Below are 17,947 nucleotides of genomic sequence, written 5' to 3'. Positions count from 1 at the left end.
CGGCGGTGCCCGGGACGAGGCCGCCCGACGCCTCGCAGGCTCGGCGTGAGCCTCTCGACGGGGCCCGTGCTCAGCCGAGCGCGCGCCAGCGGCTCACGGCCGCGCCCACCGCCGCGGCGACGGCGCTCTGCGCCCCGAACGCGATGCCGGTCATCAGCGGCGGTGCGCCCACCTGTGCGAGGGCGCCGTCCCCCAAGGAGCCCCCGGCCAGCCAGACGAGCACGCCGGCGGCCACGCCCATGAGGGCTCCCGTGAGGATCCCGCTCAGGCCGGCGACCACCGACCCGCCGTCGTCGTCACCCAGCCAGCGGCCCACCGCGCCGCCCGCGACGAGACCGGCCAGGGCGGGGATGACCTGGGAGACGAACGCGATCAGGGGTACCGCCTGCGTGTCGGGCAGCGCGGCCAGCAGCGGCAGGGCAGGCACCGCGTCGAGGGTCACCCCGTGCACCGACACCAGCGTGCCCGAGCCGACCGAGAAGCCGGGCCCGGCCGCGAGCCCGAGCACCGCGGCGGCGGCGTTGGGCAGCAGGAGCAGGGACAGCCCCGCGAGCCCCACCGCGCCGGCTCCCGCGCCACCCAGCGACGCGGACAGCGCCGCGTACCCCCGCGCGTCGGCGACGATGGCCACGGCAACCACCGCGGTGCACAGCCCCAGGGCCGTGAGCAGACCCGCCGACACACCCCGGAGCACGGCACGCGTGGGGCCCCGGTCGAGCACGTCCTGGAGCAGCGCGGACTCCCGGGCCACGCCCCAGCCACCGGCGGCCAGCGCCAGCACGGCCGCGCCGACCGTCGTCCGGACGAGGCCGACGCGGGCGTCCGGGGCGTCGAGCTGGAGTGCCAGGACGAGGGTCAGGACGACGTGCACGGCCGCCAGGGTCCCGACGGCACGGAGCGCGTCGCCGGCGGGAAACGACTCGCGGACCCGCACGATGCCGCGCCCGACCTGGGACAGGCCCCAGGCGAGGCCCAGGGTGAGCAGGAGCGGCGCGAGGACGAGGGGTCCCGAGGAGATCCGCAGCTCCCCGCCCTGCGCGAGCAGCCACAGCCGGCCGGCCAGCACCACGGAGTCGCCGACCGATCGGCCGCCGAGGGGGTCGAGGGTCTGGACGACGACGAGCGCGAGCGCGAGGCCGGCCAGGCCGGCGGCGCTCACCGCGACGGCGGCCACCCCGGCCAGACCGACGAGCGAAAGTGTGCCCGCACGGCTCCCTCCGGGCAGACGGGCGAGCAGGGAGACCACCACCCCACTGTCGCAAGGAGGCGGTCCGCGTGCGGCCGCACGCGCCGGGGCGGCCCGCGATATCCGGCGGTCCGCGGCGCTTCCTCAGGCGGTGGGCCGCTCGCCGGACCCCGGAGTGCCCGAACCCTCACCGGACGCAGTCGAGCCCCTCGACGGCGGCGGGGGCGGGGGCGTGGCGTACTGCTGCGGCTGCTCGTCGCCCTGGGGCTGCGGCTGCTGGCCGTAGGGCTGGAGCGGCTGACCGTAGGGCTGTGGCTGCTGGCCGTAGGGCTGGACCTGCTGGCCGTATTGCTGTGGCTGCTGGCCGTAGCCGCCCTGCCCGTAGGAGACGGGTCCGTAGGGCTGCTGGTGACCGGGGGCCGGCTGGCCGGCCCACTGGGCGACGTCGGCCGGATGGCCGGTCGACGCCGGCCGCTTGCGCATCTCGGCGACCAGGGCCAGGACGGCGAAGGCGAGGATCGCCGTCGCCGTGAGAAAGCCCAGCAGCGCCCAGACGGAGAAGTCGCCCTCGAAGCTCTCCAGCCAGGCGAAGAGGGTCAGCAGCCAGGCCAGTGCCGCCAGTCCCACCGTGATCCAGGACCGGGCGAAGCCCAGCCTCAGGTCGACGAACGCGGGCAGGAGCGCCCAGGCCGTGGCGAGGAGGAAGAACACGAACGCCGAGGTCACGTTGCCGGAGTCGAAGCCGCTGAGACTGAACCCGAAGAAGTCGTCCCCGAAGGTGAACCACGGGAAGAAGGCCAGCACGAAGAACAGCACGGTGCCGACCGCGACGACGTAGTCCCCGATCGTGAGCCGCTTCAGGTCGAAGGAGACGGCGGTGCCACCACCGGAGGCCTGCCCGTAGGGCTGGGGGTGGCCGTAGCCGAACGGGTAACCCTGAGGCGGCCCGTACCCCGGCGGCGGGCCGTACCCGGGCGGCGGCTGCTGACCGTAGCCGGGGGGCGGGCCGTATCCCGGCGGGGCCTGCTCGCCGTACCGGCCGTAGCCGGGCGGCGGCGGCTGCGGGTGCGCGCGTCCCTGCTCCGGCTGTCCGCCGTCCGGCGGCTGGGGAGGCTGGCTGGCGGTCATCGCAGGGCTCTCCTCGCAGAGCGTCGGGGTGTGCGAGCCGAATCGTCGCCGTCCCGCGGACCGGGACGCAACCGTGGCGGCGCGTCGTCGCCCGTCCGTGCTCACCGGTCGAAGGCGCCCGGACGCAGCTGCCCGGCGACCTCGAACGAGGTCGCCGGGCAGCTCGGCACCCTTCCGGGGGCCCACCCCGAGCCTGCGAGGGTGGGGAGGAAGAGGGTCCTTACGCGACGATCTCCCGCATGAGGCGCGCGGTCTCCGACGGCGTCTTGCCCACGCGCACGCCGGCGGCCTCGAGGGCCTCCTTCTTGGCCTGGGCGGTGCCGGCCGAGCCGGACACGATGGCGCCCGCGTGGCCCATCGTCTTCCCCTCGGGGGCGGTGAAACCGGCGACGTAGCCGACGACGGGCTTGGTGACGTTCGCCTTGATGTAGTCGGCGGCCCGCTCCTCGGCGTCGCCGCCGATCTCGCCGATCATCACGATGGCCTCGGTCTCCGGATCGTCCTGGAAGGCCTGCAGGCAGTCGATGTGCGTGGTCCCGATGACCGGGTCGCCACCGATGCCGACGCAGGTGGAGAAGCCGATGTCCCGGAGCTCGTACATCATCTGGTAGGTCAGCGTGCCGGACTTGCTGACCAGGCCGATCTTGCCCTGCTTGGTGATGTTGGCCGGGATGATCCCGGCGTTCGACCGCCCGGGGCTGATCAGGCCGGGGCAGTTCGGGCCGATGATGCGCGTCGAGCTGCCCTGGGCGTGCGCCCAGAAGTAGGTGGAGTCGTGCACCGGGATGCCCTCGGTGATGACGACGGCCAGCCCGATCTGGGCGTCGACGGCCTCGATGACGGCGGCCTTCGCGAACGGCGGCGGCACGAAGATGACGCTGACGTCGGCGCCGGTCTCCTTCATGGCCTCGGCGACGCCGCCGAACACCGGGACGCTCGCGCCGTCGAACTCGACGCTCGTGCCGGCCTTGCGGGGGTTCACACCACCGACGATCGCGGTGCCCGAGGCCAGCATGCGCTGGGTGTGCTTCCTGCCCTCGGAGCCGGTCATGCCCTGGACGATGACCTTGCTGTTCTCGTTGAGGAAGATCGACATCTCTCTGTCCTGTCTCGTAAGGACCCCCCTGCCCCCCGACGCTCGCACGCTCGCGGCGGGACCCTGCAGGCAGGCCGGAAGGGCCTTCTTAGGCGGCGAGCTCGGCGGCGCGGCGCGCGGCGCCGTCCATCGTGTCGACCACGGTCACCAGCGGGTGGTTGGCCTCGGCGAGGATCCGCCGGCCCTCCTCGACGTTGTTGCCGTCGAGCCGGACCACCAGCGGCTTGGTGGCCTCGTCGCCCAGGATGTCCAAGGCGGTGACGATGCCGTTGGCCACGGCGTCGCAGGCGGTGATGCCGCCGAAGACGTTGACGAAGACGCTCTTGACGGCCGGGTCACCCAGGATGATGTGGAGTCCGTTGGCCATCACCTCGGCGGAGGCGCCACCACCGATGTCGAGGAAGTTGGCCGGCTTGACGCCGCCGAACTCCTCGCCGGCGTACGCGACGACGTCCAGGGTGCTCATGACCAGGCCGGCGCCGTTGCCGATGATGCCGACCTCGCCGTCGAGCTTGACGTAGTTGAGGTCCTTCTCCTTCGCCGCGGCCTCGAGCGGGTCGGCCGAGGCGACGTCCTCGAGCGCGGCGTGGTCCTCGTGCCGGAAGGAGGCGTTGTCGTCGAGGGTCACCTTGGCGTCGAGCGCGAGCACGGTGCCGTCGGGCGCCTTGGCCAGCGGGTTGACCTCGACCAGGGTGGCGTCCTCCTTGGAGAACACGTCCCAGAGCTGGACGGCGATGGCGATGACCTGGTCACGCACCTCCGCGGGGAAGCCGGCGGCGTCGACGATCTCGGTGGCCTTCGCCGTGTCCACGCCCCGGGTGGCGTCCACCGGGATGCGGGCGAGGGCCTCCGGGCGCTCCACGGCGAGCTGCTCGATCTCCATGCCGCCCTCGACCGACGCCATGGCCAGGAAGGTGCGGTTGGAGCGGTCCAGCAGGTAGGAGAAGTAGTACTCCTCCGCGATGTCGCTGGCCTGGGCAACCATCACGCGGTGCGTGATGTGGCCCTTGATGTCGAGGCCGAGGATGTCCTGGGCCCGGGCGCGGGCGTCCTCGGCGTTGTCGGCCAGCTTCACGCCGCCGGCCTTGCCCCGGCCGCCGGTCTTCACCTGCGCCTTGACCACGACGGGCGCGGCGATCTCGCGCGCGATCGCCTCCGCCTGCTCCGGCGACTCGGCGACGCCGCCGGGGAGCACGGGCACGCCGTGCGAGGCCAACAGATCACGGGCCTGGTACTCGAAGAGATCCACGAACAGGCACCGTAGCCCGCCCGTAACCACGTCGCCCCCTCGGGCGTTGCAGGGAGCGGGAAGGCGTGGGACGCATCACAGGGTGCGTCACCCTGTTGCAGCACTCCGGGCGCCACCCGGGGCCCCGCGGGGCGCGCTGCCCGCACGCCGGCCCCGCCGCATCTCCCGATCGCCGCCGATGAGGAGTCGACCGTGCGCCGAGCCGCGGCGGGGCAGGGGGTCCCTTCTCAGGCGCCGGTCGGCGTCCCCACGTGCTGCCGCACCCAGTCCACGATCTCGCTGGTGGTCGCACCTGGGGTGAAGACGCGGGCGACGCCGAGGCGCTCGAGCTCCGGGATGTCCTCCTCCGGGATGATCCCGCCCCCGAAGACGACGACGTCGTCGATCCCGCGCTGCTGCATCAGCTCGGCCAGCCGCGCGAACAGCGTCATGTGCGCGCCGGAGAGCACCGACAGCCCGACGGCGTCGGCGTCCTCCTGGATCACCGTCTCCACGATCTGCTCCGGCGTCTGGTGGAGGCCGGTGTAGACCACTTCCATGCCGGCGTCGCGCAGGGCGCGCGCCACGATCTTCGCGCCGCGGTCGTGCCCGTCCAGGCCCGGCTTGGCGATGACCACCCGGATGCGTTCGTCCACGGTGGGCAGCTTAGTGAGAGGACCCCGCTACCCCTCCCCACTCGCAGAACACCCCCTGCCCCCCACCGCTCGCACGCTCGCGGCGGGATCCTGCAGGAGGCGGACCCTGCAGCGGGCCGTTCCAGTACGTCACCAGGCCCGTCAGGACCGGCCGCGGCGCAGCCGCCAGGCCAGTGCCGTGAGCACGGCGTAGCCCAGCCCCGTGACCAGCAATCCGGCGCCGGGCACCGTCCACTCGAGCTCGTCGGAGGCGGCGGCGTCACGGAGACCGGTCAGGGCGGCGACGAGGACGGTGACGGCCACCGCGAGCAGACCACCGACCGCCGCCAGCCGCGGCCGCAGCGAGGGAGCGACCACCGAGCACAGGACGACGGCACCGGCGAGGAGCAGTCCACCCATCAGCGCCAGCCCGGGCCGCTCCAGCAGCGCCTGCGGCCCCTCCTGCGTCACGACGGTCTGCAGCCCCGTCGTCGGATCGGTCACCAGCCGGTCGGGCACGTCGGCGGCGGGCAGGGACAGCGCGAGCACCGTCGCGACGCCCAGGAGGACCGCCGCGCCGGCCAGTCCCGACCGCACCGGGTCGAGCGCTCCTCCGTCGACCATGACCGTGCGGCCCCAGGACGCGATGGCGGCGACGCCGGCGAGCACGGTGAGCGCGAGCGCGACCACGCCGAGGACCCATCCGGGCCCGGCCTCGACCCCGCTGGTGAGCACGCGTTCCCCGGCGAGCACCTCGATCCCGGGCCGGGCCGTGGAGCTGCTGCCCCGGTAGAGCTCGATCATCAGCAGCCCCACGCCCAGCGTTCCGGTCACGCCCGCGTAGGCCAGGCCGAACTTCGGGACGGCACCGCGCAGCAGGACGACGCCCACCGCCAGGTGGACCGCGGGAACCAGCAGGGCGATGAGGGCGCTGCCGAGCCCGTTCGCCGACGACAGCTCCTCCCCGCCCACGACGAGGTAGGTGGGGAAGGGCGCCGCGGCACCGGCGAGTGCGGCCAGCACGAGCAGCACGCCGGTGATCCGCGCGCCCCGGGGGACGGCGCCGACGATCAGGCCCTCCCCCGGTGGTGGCGTCCCCGGGTGCGGCGCGACGCGGCGCGCCGAGGGGGTCCTCCGCACCGGGTCACGCCGGCGGTACGTCGGCGCCACACGGCGGCTGGTCGACCCGGGACGGGCGTCGCGGGACACGGTTCCCCCTTCGGTCACCGGTTCGTGGCCGGTCGTGTCTGGCGTGGGTGTCAGTCTGCGGCCGCGGCCGCTCGGCGGGTGACCACGGACGTGCGCGGCCCGGTCACGAACCGGACTCGATCGCACTTCTTCCGCGACGCCATGTGTGACGTGCACCACACGCGCGCATTACCGTCCGGTGAACGGACACATAGCCGCCCACCCGCGAGGCCGAACCCAGCGCCACTGCCGGTGACCGCAGTCGGAAGGGACCGGACATGCACTCAGGAACTGGTCCGGGCCCCGCTCCAGAGTTGCACACCGCCCCGGCGGCCGAGGCGAGGCCACGAGGCGGCCTACGTGGCCTCTGCACCACCGCGACGCTGACCGGCGGGCTGGCCGAGCTGGCCTGGGTGGGCGCGCACGTCCTCATGTACCCGCTGGGCACGTGGACACCGGAGCTGCGGCTCGATCCGCGCCGGCGTCCCGGCGAGCAGCCGGCCGCCGTCCGCGCGCTGTTCGCCGCGGACCCCCTGGCCGCGCGGATCCCCGTGCTGCTCGTGCACGGCCTGGTCGACAACCGGTCGGTCTTCTCGGTCATGCAGCGCAGCCTGCGCCGGCGGGGGTTCGCCCACGTCGGCACCTGGAACTACAGCCCGTTCCTGACCGACGTCGCGCGCGGGGCCACCCACCTCGGCGCGCGCATCGAGCGCCTCTGCGAGCAGACCGGCCACGACCGCGTCCACGTCGTCGGGCACAGCCTCGGCGGGCTGATCGCCCGCTATCACGTCCAGCGCCAGCGCGGCGACCGACGCGTCGCCTCCCTGGTGACCCTGGGCACGCCGCACCGGGGTTCGATCCTCGCCCACGCGGCCGTGACGCCGTTGATCCGGCAGCTCCGGCCGGGGTCGCCCGTGCTGCGGGAGCTGGCCGAGCCCGCGCCGGAGTGCCGGACGCGGATCACCGCCATCTACAGCGACCTCGACCAGGTGGTGCTGCCGACGGCGTCCGGGCGGTGCGACCATCCCGATCTCGGGGCGCGCAACGTGCTCGTCCACGGCGTCGGGCACATGACCCTGCCCCGGCACCGACGGGTCGTGGACGAGGTCGCCGTGACGCTGGCCGGACACCGCCGTGCCGCGCCACAGGCGGCTGCCGGCGTCACCGCCGTCGCCTGACCCCTTCATCCCGGGGCGGTGCATCCCGGGCGGTGCATCCCGGGCGGTGCATCCCGGGCGGTGCATCCCGGGCGGTGCATCCCGGCCCCGCATGCCGGTCGCCGTCGCCGCGTCCTGTCGTAGGCCCGTGTCAGGGTGCCGACGCGTCGACACCTCTACTCACCGCCCGTACACATCGCGACACGTGGCGTGGGGTGCTTTGTCGCGCCCTGACGCATCGTTACGGTTCGATCACGGCGCCGGTGACCACCGGCGGACACCGCGGGTCGGTGGTCCTGAGCCGCCGCCGCTCCCCCGGTGGGCCGCCGTCCGGTGGGCTCGCAGGGAAAGCGCTCGTCCGGGAAGGTGCGCCTTGTCCCCCAGCAGTGCGCCGCAGGTCCTCGACCGGCCCGGCGCCGCGCGGGAGCCGGCCGACGCGACCGACCCCGGCGACCTCCCCCTCATCGCCGACGCCGCACCCCCCGCCACACCCCCTGCCGCGCCCCGCTCCCGGCTGCGCCGCGTTCCGCACCCTCCGGGCCGACGCGCGCACCTCTGGTTCGCCGCCCTCGTCGCCGGCGCCCTGCTGGCCGCCGTCCCAGGCGTGACCGGCCCGGACGACATGACCGGCACCGCGTCCGACTACGGCCTCGGCGTCGCGGCCGACCTGGCGCTCAGCGGCGACGCCGGAGTGCGCCGCAGCATCACCGAGGCGGAGGCGCAGGCCCGGCTGGGCGAGCTGGCCGCCTCCCGTGCCGCACGCGCCCCGAAGACCGTGCTGCCGACCCAGGGACGGCTCACCACCTGCTACTGCATGCGCTGGGGTCAGATGCACTACGGCCTCGACCTCGCTGCCCCCCTCGGCACCCCGATCTACGCGGCCGCCGACGGTGTCGTCCTCAAGGCCGGGCGGGTGTCGGGCTTCGGCAACGCCGTCTACATCCAGGACGCCGACGGCAACGTCCACATCTACGGGCACATGCGGTACTACGACGTGGCCGCCGGCGACATCGTGCACGCCGGTGACCAGATCGCGAAGGTGGGCAACGAGGGCTACTCGACCGGCCCGCACCTGCACTACGAGATTCACCGTGGCGACATGGACGGTCGGCCCCTGGACCCCCAGGACTGGCTGGCCGAGCGCGGCGTCCACATCTGACCGTCGGCCGACCGGGCGCCCGCCCGGTGACCGCTCCGGCCCCTCCTGCGGCCGTGCGGTCGCTGACCGATGAGTTCCTCCCCTGCCCGGGGTCCCACGGAAGACGCACTCGACCGGGAGGACCCCGCATGGAGACCACGACAGCTGCAGACGGAACGACGCTCGCCTACGACCGGGCCGGCCGGGGTCCGGCCCTGGTGTTCGTGCCCGGGGTGTTCAACCTGCGGGACACGTGCGCGCCGATCGCCGCGCTGCTCGCAGATGAGTTCACCTGCTTCACCTACGACCGCCGCGCGCGGGGCGACAGCTCGAACACCCCGCCCTACGCGGTCGAGCGAGAGGTAGAGGACCTGCGGGCGATGATGGACGTGGCGGGCGGTCGTGCCACCGTCTTCGGGTACTCCTCCGGCGCGATCCTGGCCCTGCGGGCGGCGGCGGACGGGCTGCCGATCGACCGGCTCTTCCTCTACGAACCGCCGTTCCGCTTCGACGACGAGCCGTCCGCCCCCGCGGCGGATCTGCCCCGGCGGCTGCAGCGGATGGTGGACGAGGGCCGGCCCGCGGACGTCGTCACCACCTTCCAGCTGGAAGCCATCGGCCTGCCGCCGGACGTGGTGGCCGGCATCCGCCAGGCGCCGTTCTTCCCCCAGCTGGAGGCGATGGCCCAGTCGGTGGTCCACGACGCCACGATCACGCGGACGATGCCGGTGCCGACGCCGGCGATGGCCGCCGTGGAAGTGCCGACCGTCGTGATGCGCGGCGGACGGACGTGGCCCCAGCTGGCCGTCGCGACGGAGCGGCTCGCCGCCCTGCTGCCGAACGCGACGCTGCGGGTGCTGCCCGACGCCGCCGACCACCATCTGGAGCCGGGGTCGACCGCCGCCGCCATCCGCGACGCCTGAGCCGGGAGAACCCCGGGCGGCGCCGGAGGTCGGTTCAGGGGACCTCGGACAGGGACTCCACCACGCGGGTCGTGAGCTCGACGCCGTCCAGCAGCGACCGGTGGTCCACGCGCTGGGGGTCATCGAGATAGCCCCCGTACGCGGCCTCCGAGGAGAACGACAGGACGTGCACCTCGGTCGTGCCGTCGGGTGTGCGGAGCCGGCGTTCGAGCCGACCGTCGTGCCGGTGGAGCAGCGGCAGCACGGCGTCCTCGTACCGCTGGAACGCCGTCACGGACTCGGGCGGCAGATCTATCAGGCTGACGACGGTGAACCGGGACCCGCCCGGCATCTCGCTCACAGCTTGACGAGCGGGGCGTAGCGCAGGACCAGGCGCTTGGTGCCGCCGGAGCCGAAGTCGACCGTGGCCTGCGCCTTGTCCCCGGCTCCGGTGACCTCGACGACCGTGCCGAGACCGAACGCGTCGTGGCTGACCCGGTCGCCGACGTCCACCGAGATCACCGCCCGGTTGCCGGCGCCCCCGCGCAGCCCGCCGGTGGACAGCCCGGTCGCCGCCACGCGGGACTGGGCGGAGCCGTAGCCAGGTGACGCCGGCGCCGGTTCCAGCCGCGACCAGTGCACGGTGTCGGGCGGCAGCTCGTCGAGGAACCGGGACGGCGGGTTGTAGGCCGGCTGCCCCCAGCTGGTGCGCACCTGGGCGCGGGACAGGAACAGCCGCTGCCGGGCGCGGGTGATGCCGACGTAGGCCAGCCGGCGCTCCTCCTCCAGCTCCCGAGGGTCGCCCAGGGCACGCAGGTGTGGGAAGACGCCGTCCTCCAGCCCGGTGAGGAAAACGACCGGGAACTCCAGCCCCTTGGCCGTGTGCAGGGTCATCATCGTGACCACGCCCGCGTCGTCGCCGGTCACCGGGATCTGGTCAGCGTCGGCCACCAGCGAGACCTGCTCGAGGAAGTCGGTGACCGTGCCGCCGGGGCTGACCGCCTCGAACTCGGCGGCGACCGAGATGAGCTCGTTGAGGTTGTCGACGCGGCCCTCGTCCTGGGGGTCGGTGCTCGCCTGCAGCTCGGCCAGGTAGCCGGTGCGGTCGAGGATGCTCTCCAGCAGTGCGGCCGGGCCGGAGCCGGTCTCGACGAGTCGCTCGAACTCCTCGAGGAGGGCGACGAACTCCTGGATCGCCTTGAGCGAGCGGGTGGCGAGGTCGCCGATCTCCGAGCAGCGCCGCAGCGCCGAGGCGAAGGCGATCCGCTCCCGGTCGGCGAAGTTCTCCACGCATGCCTCGGCCCGGTCACCGATGCCGCGCTTGGGCGTGTTGATCACCCGGCGCAGGCTGACGACGTCGGCCGGGTTGGCGACCACCTTGAGGTAGGCCAGCGCGTCGCGGACCTCCTTGCGCTCGTAGAAGCGCACCCCGCCGACGACCTTGTAGGGCATGCCGACCCGGATGAAGACCTCCTCGAACACCCGCGAGGCGTTGTTGGTCCGGTAGAAGACGGCGATGTCCTTGGGCTGGGCGACGCCCTCGTCGACCAGCGCGTCGATCTGCTCGGCGACCCAGGCGGCCTCGTCGTGCTCGTTGTCGGCGACGTAGCCCTCGATCAGCTCGCCATCGCCCGAGTCGGTCCAGAGGTTCTTGGGACGGCGGCCGGTGTTGCGCGCGATGACCTGGTTGGCCGCCTTGAGGATCCGCTGGGTGGAGCGGTAGTTCTGCTCCAGCAGGATGGTCGTGGCCTGTGGGTAGTCGCGCTCGAACTCGTCGATGTTGCGGATCGTCGCGCCGCGGAAGGCGTAGATTGACTGGTCGGCGTCGCCGACGACGCACAGCTCCGCCGGCGAGACGGGCCCGCCCTCCGGGCCCACGAGCTCCCGCACCAGCACGTACTGGGCGTGGTTGGTGTCCTGGTACTCGTCCACCAGCACGTGCCGGAACCGGCGGCGGTAGTGCTCGGCGACGTCGGGGAACGCCTGCAGCAGGTGCACCGTGTTCATGATCAGGTCGTCGAAGTCCATGGCGTGCGCCTGGCGCAGCCGCTGCTGGTAGAGCTTGTAGGCCTCCGCCAGCACCTTCTCCGGCGCCGTCTGCGGGACGTAGCCCTCCTCGTCGACCAGCTCGTTCTTCAGGTTGGAGACCTGGGCGGCGAGGCTGCGGCCGGGATAGCGCTTGGCGTCGAGGTCGAGGTCGCGGGCGACCATCGTCATCAGCCGCACGGAGTCGCCCTGGTCGTAGATGGTGAACGACGACTTCAGGCCGAGCTTGGCGGCCTCGGCACGCAGGATGCGCACGCACATCGAGTGGAACGTCGAGACCCACATCGCCCGGGCGCGCGGGCCGACGAGCTGGGCCACCCGCTCCTTCATCTCGCCGGCGGCCTTGTTGGTGAACGTGATCGCCAGGATCTCGCCGGGCTGCACGTGGCGGGCACCCAGGAGGTAGGCGATCCGGTGGGCCAGGACCCGCGTCTTGCCCGACCCGGCGCCGGCGACGATGAGCAGCGGCCCCCCCTCGTGGACGACGGCCTGCCGCTGCGGGCCGTTGAGCCCGGCGAGCATCCGGTCGAGCTCCCGCCCGACGGACCCCTTGGCGGTGCGCTGGAGGGCCTCGGTCCCTGGCAGACGCTGGGCCCCCGGTAGGGCTTCCTGGACGCTCATCCCGGGGTCCCCGCGGAAACGTGGAGCGCCGGCGGAGCGTTCTCGTGGGGTGGGTTCATGACCACATCACTGTAAGCCGCTCGGGGGACACTGCCCGGGCCGCCGTCCACCTGCGCCACACCCGTCCCAGCCACCGGTCGTGGCCATCCCGGCCGGCCTGTGGCAGACTCCGTCCCGTGCTCGCCACGGTCAGCTTTTTCTACGGCCACCGGGATCCGGTGTCCGTCACCGCTGGCTGAGCAACCGCCGCAACAGACGCCCCGGGCCCGAAGAGCCCCGGGGCGTTCGTCGTTTTCGGGGGTCTGAGGGCCAGGAGCCCCACGGAAGGACATCCCATGGCCGTCACCGCCCCAGTCGCCGTCACCGGTGCCGACATCGAGCGCATCGGCGAACTGCGCGCCGCCATCGACGCCTGCGACGCCGAGATCATCGAACTCGTCCAGCGGCGCCTGGCGATCTCGCAGGAGATCGGCGCCGTGCGGGCCGCCAGCGGCGGCACCCGGCTGAACCTCTCCCGCGAGCAGCAGGTGCTCTCCCGGTTCCGTGCCGCGCTGGGCCCGGACGGCGCCGCACTGGGCATGCTGCTCCTGCGCCAGGGACGCGGCCGGCTCTGAGAAAGGACCTCCCTGCCCCCCACCGCTCGCAAGCTCGCGGCGGGCCCCTGCAGCGAGGCCTCAAGGCACCGAGCGCCAGACCAGCGAGTCCTCGTCGCCCAGGGCGGAGACCTCCAGCAGCGACCCCGGGCAGCCGGCCAGCGCCTCGGCTCCCAGATCGTGCGCGAGCACCAGCGCCGACTCGAGGTCCTCGGCCGTGCACTCGGTGGAGATCCGGAGCAGCCCCCGGCCGGCCTCGCGCCAGATCCGCAGGTCGTCGTCACCGGGCCGCAGGGCGTCGACCAGCGCCTCGACCGTGGCGTCGTCCAGCGGCCGTTCCGGGCGCACGGCGACGAACAGGGTGAAGGTGTCCACCGCCGAAGTGTGCCTGTCCCGACCGGGCTGTATCCGCGGTGCCGGCCCGCGCCTCCTCCTCTCACGAGCCACCGGAAGGGACGTGACCACATGCCGGAGCCGCCGCCTGTGCCGCCGTCCACCCACCGCCTGCCTGCCGACGTCGCGGCGCGTATCCGGACGACGGCCGCACCGCCCCGGCCACCGCGCCGCACGACCGCCGTCGTCCTGCCCTTCGTCCTCGGCTCCGGCATCGGCGGAGGCGGCCTCGCCCACCTGATCCGGGTCGGGCACCGGTACCGCTGCTGATCCATCCGTCCGGTCCGCCGGGCGCCCGCCATGAACCCGCGGAGCCTGCCCGGGGGCCGGAGACCGGACCACCTCCGCGGCCACGCCGCGGACGGGTTGCGTCCGGTCGCCGAGGCCGGTCGGGTCGCCAGGGGGAGGAACCGGCCGGCCCCGGCCCTGTCACGTTCCGCCGTGTCACGTCCTGCGGCGTCGTCCCGTCTCCATGGATGCAGTCATCCCGTGGAGAGGACCGACATGACCACCACCCGCACCGCGCGCATCCCGCTCGACCCGCCGCGCACGCTCGTCAACCGTCTCGCCGAGTGGTACTCCCGCCGCACGTACGGTGCGGTGCTCGATCCCGGACGCGCCATCGCGCACAACCCCCGCGTGCTGATCTCCTACGCCCGGCACGAGCGGTCGCTGGCACGGTGGAACCGGCTCGACCCCACCCTCAAGGCGCTGGCCGTCATGGCCTCGGCCGCCACGATCGGCTGCTCCTGGTGCATGGACTTCGGCTACTGGGAGCACGCCCAGCAGGGAATCGACCCGGCCAAGCTGCGCGACGTGCCCCGGTGGCGGGACAGCGTCCGCTTCTCCGACCTCGAGCGCCGGGTCATGGCCTACGCGGAGGCGATGACGACGACGCCGCTCACGGTCACCGACGAGATGGTCGCCGGGCTCCGCGAACGCCTGGACGACGCGGCGCTGGTGGAGCTGACCATGATGGTCGCCGTGGAGAACAGCCGGTCACGGGTGAACAGCGCCCTCGGGCTGACCAGTCAGGGCTTCGCGGACCGGTGCGAGATCCCCGCCCGGTGACCGCGTCCGTCGAGGTCTTCGACCGCCACCGCCGGCTGCTGTTCACGGTGGCATACCAGATGCTGGGCAGCGTCGCGGACGCCGAGGACACCGTGCAGGACGCGTGGCTGCGCTGGTCGGCGGCCGACCGGACGGGCGTGGCCGACCCGCGCACCTACCTGGTGCAGATCACCACACGCCTCGCCCTGGACCGCCTCCGGTCGGCCCGCACGCGGCGGGAGACCTACGTCGGGCCGTGGCTGCCCGAGCCGCTGCTCACCGGAGCGGGACCGGTGGCGAGCGCCCCGCCCGAGCCGGACCCGGACGAGTGCGCGGAACTCGGCGAGCAGGTCTCCCTGGCCCTGCTCGTGGTCCTGGAGACGCTGTCGCCCGCCGAACGCGCGGTCTTCGTCCTGCGGGAGGTCTTCGGGTTGCCCGTGGCGGAGGTCGCGGCCGCTCTGGGCCGCTCGGAGGCCGCCGTCCGGCAGCTGGCGCACCGGGCCCGGTCGCACGTGGACGCCCGCCGGCCGCGCTTCGACACCGACCGGCAGGCGCAGCAGGAGGTGACCGAACGCTTCTTCGCTGCCTGTGCCGGCGGGGACGTCGAGGCGCTCCTCGCCGTCCTGGCGCCCGACGTGGTGCTGATCAGCGACGGCGGCGGGAAGGCCAGGGCCGCGCTGCGGCCGATCGTGGGCGCGGAGAAGGTGGCCCGCTTCGCGGCGGCGATCGCCGCCCAGGGCGCCGCGATCCCCGATCTCCGCATCGAGATCGTGGAGGTCAACGGCTGCCCCGGCATCGTCGCCCGGGTCGACGGCGCGCCGTTCGTCGCGGTGTCCCTCGTCGTGGCCGACGGGATCGTCCAGCAGGTCCTCGTCGTCCGCAACCCGGACAAGCTCACCGGCCTGGCGCAGCCCTGACGGCCCCCGTGCAGGGCCCGCCGCCAGCAGCGGGCGGCGGGGGGCGGGAGCGTCCTCCTTCTAGGCTCCGGCGGGTGACCCCGCCTCTGCCCCGCACCCCCGCTCCGCACGTCGAACGGGTGCTCTGCGTCCTCGCCCATCCCGACGACGTGGACTTCGGCACCGCCGGCACCGTCGCCACGTGGACGGCGGCCGGCACGGAGGTCACCTACTGCGTCGTGACCGACGGCGACGCGGGCGGCTTCGACGAGACGCCCCGCGAGCAGATGCCGGCACTGCGCCGGGCCGAGCAGCAGGCGGCCGCCGCGGCGGTCGGCGTCTCCGACGTCCGGTTCCTCGGCCATCCCGACGGGCGGCTGGAGCTGACGCTGGACCTGCGCCGCGACATCAGCCGGGTGATCCGGCAGGTGCGACCGCAGCGGGTGGTGACCAGCTCGCCGGAGCGGTTGTGGGACCGGATCGGCGCCAGCCACCCCGACCACATGACCGTCGGCGAGTCGACGCTGCGGGCGGTCTACCCCGACGCCCGCAATCCCTTCGCCTTCCCCGAGCTCCTCGCCGACGAGGGCCTGGCGGCCTGGACGGTGTCCGAGGTGTGGCTGGGCGCGAGCCCGCGCGCCGACCACGCCGTCGACGTCACCGACGTGATCGACCGCAAGCTCGCCGCCCTGCGATGCCACGTCACGCAGGTGAGCCACCTGCCCGACCTCGACCGGTTCGTGACCGGCTGGATGGCGGAGACCGCGCGGGGGTTCGGCCTGCCGGACGGCCGGCTCGCGGAGGCGTTCCACGTCGTGCACACCGCCTGAGCGGAAGGACGGGGCCGGCCGGAGGGACGGCCGGCCCCGTGGTCGGTGTCGCCGATCCGCCTACGGCGTCTCCTCCACGACGAACGTGCCTTCCGGCCCGGCCGGCTCCGGGAGCTCGAAGGGCTTGCCCGGAACCTCCTTGCCCGGCACCTGGTTCACGGTCTCCGTGGAGTACGCGAACGTCAGCATGGCGAAGGCGATCAGGTCGCTGTTGACGTCGAGTGCGTGCTGATCGAGGTTCTCGATCGTGTCGCAGGCCTCGTGGTAGCACGGGTCGAACTGCTCACCCGCGGTGCCGCCCCAGAGCGCGGCCTGTTCCTCGTTCTTGATCACCTCGGCGCCGGTGAACAGGCCACCGGACGGGATGCCGGCGAGGATGAACGCCTCGTAGTCGCTGCGCCCGGAGAACTCGGTGTCGTCGTAGGGCTCCCCGATCTTGGTGTAGTAGGACTCGTAGAGGTCCTCGATGGCCGTCGAGCCCTCGGGGATCGTGACGCCTTCAGGAGCCGGGAACGTCGACTGATCGGCGTCGTACACCATGAAGATGTAGTTCGGTGAGCCGACCATGTCGTAGTTCATGTAGAGCGCGATGCGGTCGCGCTCCTCCTGCGACAGCCCCTCGACGTAGTCGGCCGAACCGACCAGCCCCTGCTCCTCGGCCGCCCACCAGGCGAACCGCAGCGTGTTCACCGGCTTGGTGTCGGCCATCATCAGCGCGGTCTCGAGGATCGCGGCCGACCCCGAGCCGTTGTCGTTGATGCCCGGCCCCTCGGTCACGCTGTCGAGGTGGGCGCCGGCCATGACGACGTTGTCCGCTGTCTCGCCGGGCAGTTCGGCGATGACGTTGTGGTCGGTGCGCGTCTCGGCCGGCAGCACCTCGACGAAGGCCGTGGCACCCTCCGCCGCCAGGGCCTGGCCGTCGGCGAAGCTCGCGCCCACGACCGGGATGCCGTGCGTGACCGGTCCGGGCGCCCCTGGGATCGGCTCGTCGACGCTGGTCGCGTCCGCGACGATCAGTTCCTCCCGGTCGGGGGTGTTGCCCTGGTTGAAGATGACCACGGCCTCGGCGCCGGCCTGCTGGGCGTAGAACGCCTTGGTGCCGAAGAAGCACGTGCCGCGCTGGACGAGCGCGATGTCGGCCGGCCCGCTCCAGTCGTGCGCGGCGAAGTCCTCGGGCTCGCAGCCGCTGGTCGAGACCGCCTCAGGGCCCTTCTCCAGGTTGATGTCGACCGGGATCACCTTCCCCTCGACGGCGCCCGAGCCGCTGCCGGTGAAGACACCGGTCTCGTACTCGGCCTCGACCGGCGTGAGCTGACGCAGGGTCGCCGGGAAGTTGAACGTGATCTCGACCGGATCGAGCGTCACCTGGTACCCGGCCTTCTCGAGCAGGCCGGAGACGTACTCGACGCTGGCCGTGTAGCCCTCCGTGCCGGCGGCGCGGGTGCCGGGGTAGACCGGGTCCTGGCTCTTGGTCGCGATGTCCTGGAACGCCTGCAGGTGCTCCATGACGCCCTCGAGGGTCACGCAATCGAGCAGCTTCTCGTAGGTGTTGTTGTTGCGGTTCTCGCACCCCTTGCCGTCCGGCGCGGCGGCCGCGGTCGTCGGTAGCGCGAAGGCCACCAGCAGCCCGCCCGCGCCCGCGGCGAGCACCCTGGAGGCCGTCCTCGCGGACCTGGTTCGCCGATCGGTCATCCCGTTCCCCCTTCGTCCTGTCCGGACGGACGGCGTGGGCCGCCGGACACTCCCCGGTTTCCGATGGGGTGAGGATCTTCCTGCCCGGAGCCTGCGTACAGGGGGCGCCCGCCACTCGGACGAAGGAGCGTCCGTGGCTCGATCTGGCCGGCGGCGCGGACGAGACCA

The 17,947-nt window shown here is 73.3% G+C and carries 18 protein-coding genes; 8 read left to right on the top strand and 10 right to left on the bottom strand.

Annotated features, from left to right (window positions below):
• Positions 1 to 70: 70 nt before the first annotated feature.
• The 6 genes from ACFSHS_RS01660 to ACFSHS_RS01635 form a co-directional block, all read right to left on the bottom strand.
• Positions 71 to 1,246, bottom strand: coding sequence for a cell division protein PerM (locus tag ACFSHS_RS01660; protein WP_376870933.1), 1,176 nt, complete (start codon positions 1,244 to 1,246; stop codon positions 71 to 73).
• An 84-nt stretch (positions 1,247 to 1,330) separates the two neighbouring features.
• Positions 1,331 to 2,314, bottom strand: coding sequence for a hypothetical protein (locus ACFSHS_RS01655; protein WP_376870931.1), 984 nt, complete (start codon positions 2,312 to 2,314; stop codon positions 1,331 to 1,333).
• Positions 2,315 to 2,534: 220 nt separating this feature from the next.
• Complete coding sequence (sucD, locus tag ACFSHS_RS01650) at positions 2,535 to 3,410, bottom strand: succinate--CoA ligase subunit alpha (protein ID WP_376870929.1); 876 nt, start codon at positions 3,408 to 3,410, stop codon at positions 2,535 to 2,537.
• An 88-nt stretch (positions 3,411 to 3,498) separates the two neighbouring features.
• Complete coding sequence (sucC, locus tag ACFSHS_RS01645) at positions 3,499 to 4,659, bottom strand: ADP-forming succinate--CoA ligase subunit beta (protein WP_376870926.1); 1,161 nt, start codon at positions 4,657 to 4,659, stop codon at positions 3,499 to 3,501.
• A gap of 227 nt (positions 4,660 to 4,886) precedes the next feature.
• Positions 4,887 to 5,294: a cobalamin B12-binding domain-containing protein gene (locus tag ACFSHS_RS01640; protein ID WP_376870923.1), complete on the bottom strand. Its 408-nt coding sequence runs from the start codon at positions 5,292 to 5,294 to the stop codon at positions 4,887 to 4,889.
• Between the two features lie 141 nt (positions 5,295 to 5,435).
• Positions 5,436 to 6,413 (bottom strand): hypothetical protein, encoded by a 978-nt coding sequence (locus ACFSHS_RS01635; protein WP_376870921.1) that lies wholly within the window; start codon positions 6,411 to 6,413, stop codon positions 5,436 to 5,438.
• Between the two features lie 362 nt (positions 6,414 to 6,775).
• Between ACFSHS_RS01635 and ACFSHS_RS01630 the strand changes: the two genes are divergently transcribed.
• The 3 genes from ACFSHS_RS01630 (at position 6,776) to ACFSHS_RS01620 (ending at position 9,679) form a co-directional block, all read left to right on the top strand.
• Positions 6,776 to 7,639 carry an esterase/lipase family protein gene (locus ACFSHS_RS01630; RefSeq protein WP_376870919.1) on the top strand — a complete coding sequence of 288 codons (864 nt, stop codon included), beginning with the start codon at positions 6,776 to 6,778 and terminating at the stop codon, positions 7,637 to 7,639.
• Positions 7,640 to 7,991: 352 nt separating this feature from the next.
• Positions 7,992 to 8,777 carry a M23 family metallopeptidase gene (locus tag ACFSHS_RS01625; protein WP_376870917.1) on the top strand — a complete coding sequence of 262 codons (786 nt, stop codon included), beginning with the start codon at positions 7,992 to 7,994 and terminating at the stop codon, positions 8,775 to 8,777.
• Positions 8,778 to 8,905: 128 nt separating this feature from the next.
• The gene (locus ACFSHS_RS01620) at positions 8,906 to 9,679 is read left to right on the top strand and encodes an alpha/beta fold hydrolase (protein ID WP_376870915.1); all 774 of its coding nucleotides are present in this window, start codon (positions 8,906 to 8,908) and stop codon (positions 9,677 to 9,679) included.
• 34 nt (positions 9,680 to 9,713) lie between these two features.
• On the opposite strand, the gene ACFSHS_RS01615 is transcribed toward ACFSHS_RS01620, so the two are convergent.
• Both ACFSHS_RS01615 and pcrA read right to left on the bottom strand, forming a co-directional pair.
• On the bottom strand, positions 9,714 to 10,010 hold the full coding sequence (locus ACFSHS_RS01615) for a hypothetical protein (protein ID WP_376871759.1): 297 nt from the start codon (positions 10,008 to 10,010) through the stop codon (positions 9,714 to 9,716).
• A 5-nt stretch (positions 10,011 to 10,015) separates the two neighbouring features.
• A complete protein-coding gene (gene pcrA / locus ACFSHS_RS01610; RefSeq protein ID WP_376870913.1) occupies positions 10,016 to 12,325 on the bottom strand; it encodes a DNA helicase PcrA in 2,310 nt (769 codons plus the stop codon).
• Between the two features lie 335 nt (positions 12,326 to 12,660).
• On the opposite strand from pcrA, the gene ACFSHS_RS01605 reads away from it, so the two are divergent.
• On the top strand, positions 12,661 to 12,939 hold the full coding sequence (locus tag ACFSHS_RS01605) for a chorismate mutase (protein ID WP_376870911.1): 279 nt from the start codon (positions 12,661 to 12,663) through the stop codon (positions 12,937 to 12,939).
• Between the two features lie 60 nt (positions 12,940 to 12,999).
• Here ACFSHS_RS01605 and ACFSHS_RS01600 read toward each other — a convergent pair whose 3' ends face one another.
• Positions 13,000 to 13,293, bottom strand: a complete 294-nt coding sequence (locus ACFSHS_RS01600) for a hypothetical protein (protein WP_376870909.1) — start codon at positions 13,291 to 13,293, stop codon at positions 13,000 to 13,002.
• A gap of 90 nt (positions 13,294 to 13,383) precedes the next feature.
• Between ACFSHS_RS01600 and ACFSHS_RS01595 the strand changes: the two genes are divergently transcribed.
• The 4 genes from ACFSHS_RS01595 to ACFSHS_RS01580 all read left to right on the top strand — a co-directional run bounded on the left by ACFSHS_RS01595 (position 13,384) and on the right by ACFSHS_RS01580 (position 16,087).
• Positions 13,384 to 13,581 carry a hypothetical protein gene (locus tag ACFSHS_RS01595; RefSeq protein WP_376870907.1) on the top strand — a complete coding sequence of 66 codons (198 nt, stop codon included), beginning with the start codon at positions 13,384 to 13,386 and terminating at the stop codon, positions 13,579 to 13,581.
• 234 nt (positions 13,582 to 13,815) lie between these two features.
• The gene (locus ACFSHS_RS01590; protein ID WP_376870904.1) at positions 13,816 to 14,382 is read left to right on the top strand and encodes a carboxymuconolactone decarboxylase family protein; all 567 of its coding nucleotides are present in this window, start codon (positions 13,816 to 13,818) and stop codon (positions 14,380 to 14,382) included.
• Positions 14,379 to 15,278 (top strand): RNA polymerase sigma factor SigJ, encoded by a 900-nt coding sequence (gene sigJ / locus ACFSHS_RS01585; protein WP_376870901.1) that lies wholly within the window; start codon positions 14,379 to 14,381, stop codon positions 15,276 to 15,278. The genes ACFSHS_RS01590 and sigJ overlap by 4 nt, the downstream gene beginning before the upstream one ends.
• A 74-nt stretch (positions 15,279 to 15,352) precedes the next feature.
• Positions 15,353 to 16,087: a PIG-L deacetylase family protein gene (locus ACFSHS_RS01580; protein WP_376870898.1), complete on the top strand. Its 735-nt coding sequence runs from the start codon at positions 15,353 to 15,355 to the stop codon at positions 16,085 to 16,087.
• 60 nt (positions 16,088 to 16,147) lie between these two features.
• Here the strand turns inward: ACFSHS_RS01580 and ACFSHS_RS01575 are convergent, their stop codons facing one another.
• Positions 16,148 to 17,737, bottom strand: coding sequence for a M28 family metallopeptidase (locus tag ACFSHS_RS01575; RefSeq protein ID WP_376870896.1), 1,590 nt, complete (start codon positions 17,735 to 17,737; stop codon positions 16,148 to 16,150).
• Between the last annotated feature and the right edge of the window lie 210 nt (positions 17,738 to 17,947).

This window comes from Blastococcus deserti (genome assembly GCF_042682525.1).
Classification (GTDB): domain Bacteria; phylum Actinomycetota; class Actinomycetes; order Mycobacteriales; family Geodermatophilaceae; genus Blastococcus_B; species Blastococcus_B deserti.
The sequence above is the reverse complement of the archived record's forward strand: the minus strand, read 5'-3'. Positions and strand labels throughout refer to the sequence as shown.

Excerpts from the sequence above, each read along its gene's own strand:
- ACFSHS_RS01655 (WP_376870931.1), bottom strand. The coding sequence starts at position 2,314 with ATGACCGCCAGCCAGCCTCCCCAGCCGCCGGACGGCGGACAGCCGGAG.
- ACFSHS_RS01615 (WP_376871759.1), bottom strand. The coding sequence starts at position 10,010 with ATGCCGGGCGGGTCCCGGTTCACCGTCGTCAGCCTGATAGATCTGCCG.
- ACFSHS_RS01605 (WP_376870911.1), top strand. The coding sequence starts at position 12,661 with ATGGCCGTCACCGCCCCAGTCGCCGTCACCGGTGCCGACATCGAGCGC.
- sucD (WP_376870929.1), bottom strand. The coding sequence starts at position 3,410 with ATGTCGATCTTCCTCAACGAGAACAGCAAGGTCATCGTCCAGGGCATG.
- ACFSHS_RS01620 (WP_376870915.1), top strand. The coding sequence starts at position 8,906 with ATGGAGACCACGACAGCTGCAGACGGAACGACGCTCGCCTACGACCGG.
- ACFSHS_RS01595 (WP_376870907.1), top strand. The coding sequence starts at position 13,384 with ATGCCGGAGCCGCCGCCTGTGCCGCCGTCCACCCACCGCCTGCCTGCC.
- ACFSHS_RS01590 (WP_376870904.1), top strand. The coding sequence starts at position 13,816 with ATGACCACCACCCGCACCGCGCGCATCCCGCTCGACCCGCCGCGCACG.
- pcrA (WP_376870913.1), bottom strand. The coding sequence starts at position 12,325 with ATGAGCGTCCAGGAAGCCCTACCGGGGGCCCAGCGTCTGCCAGGGACC.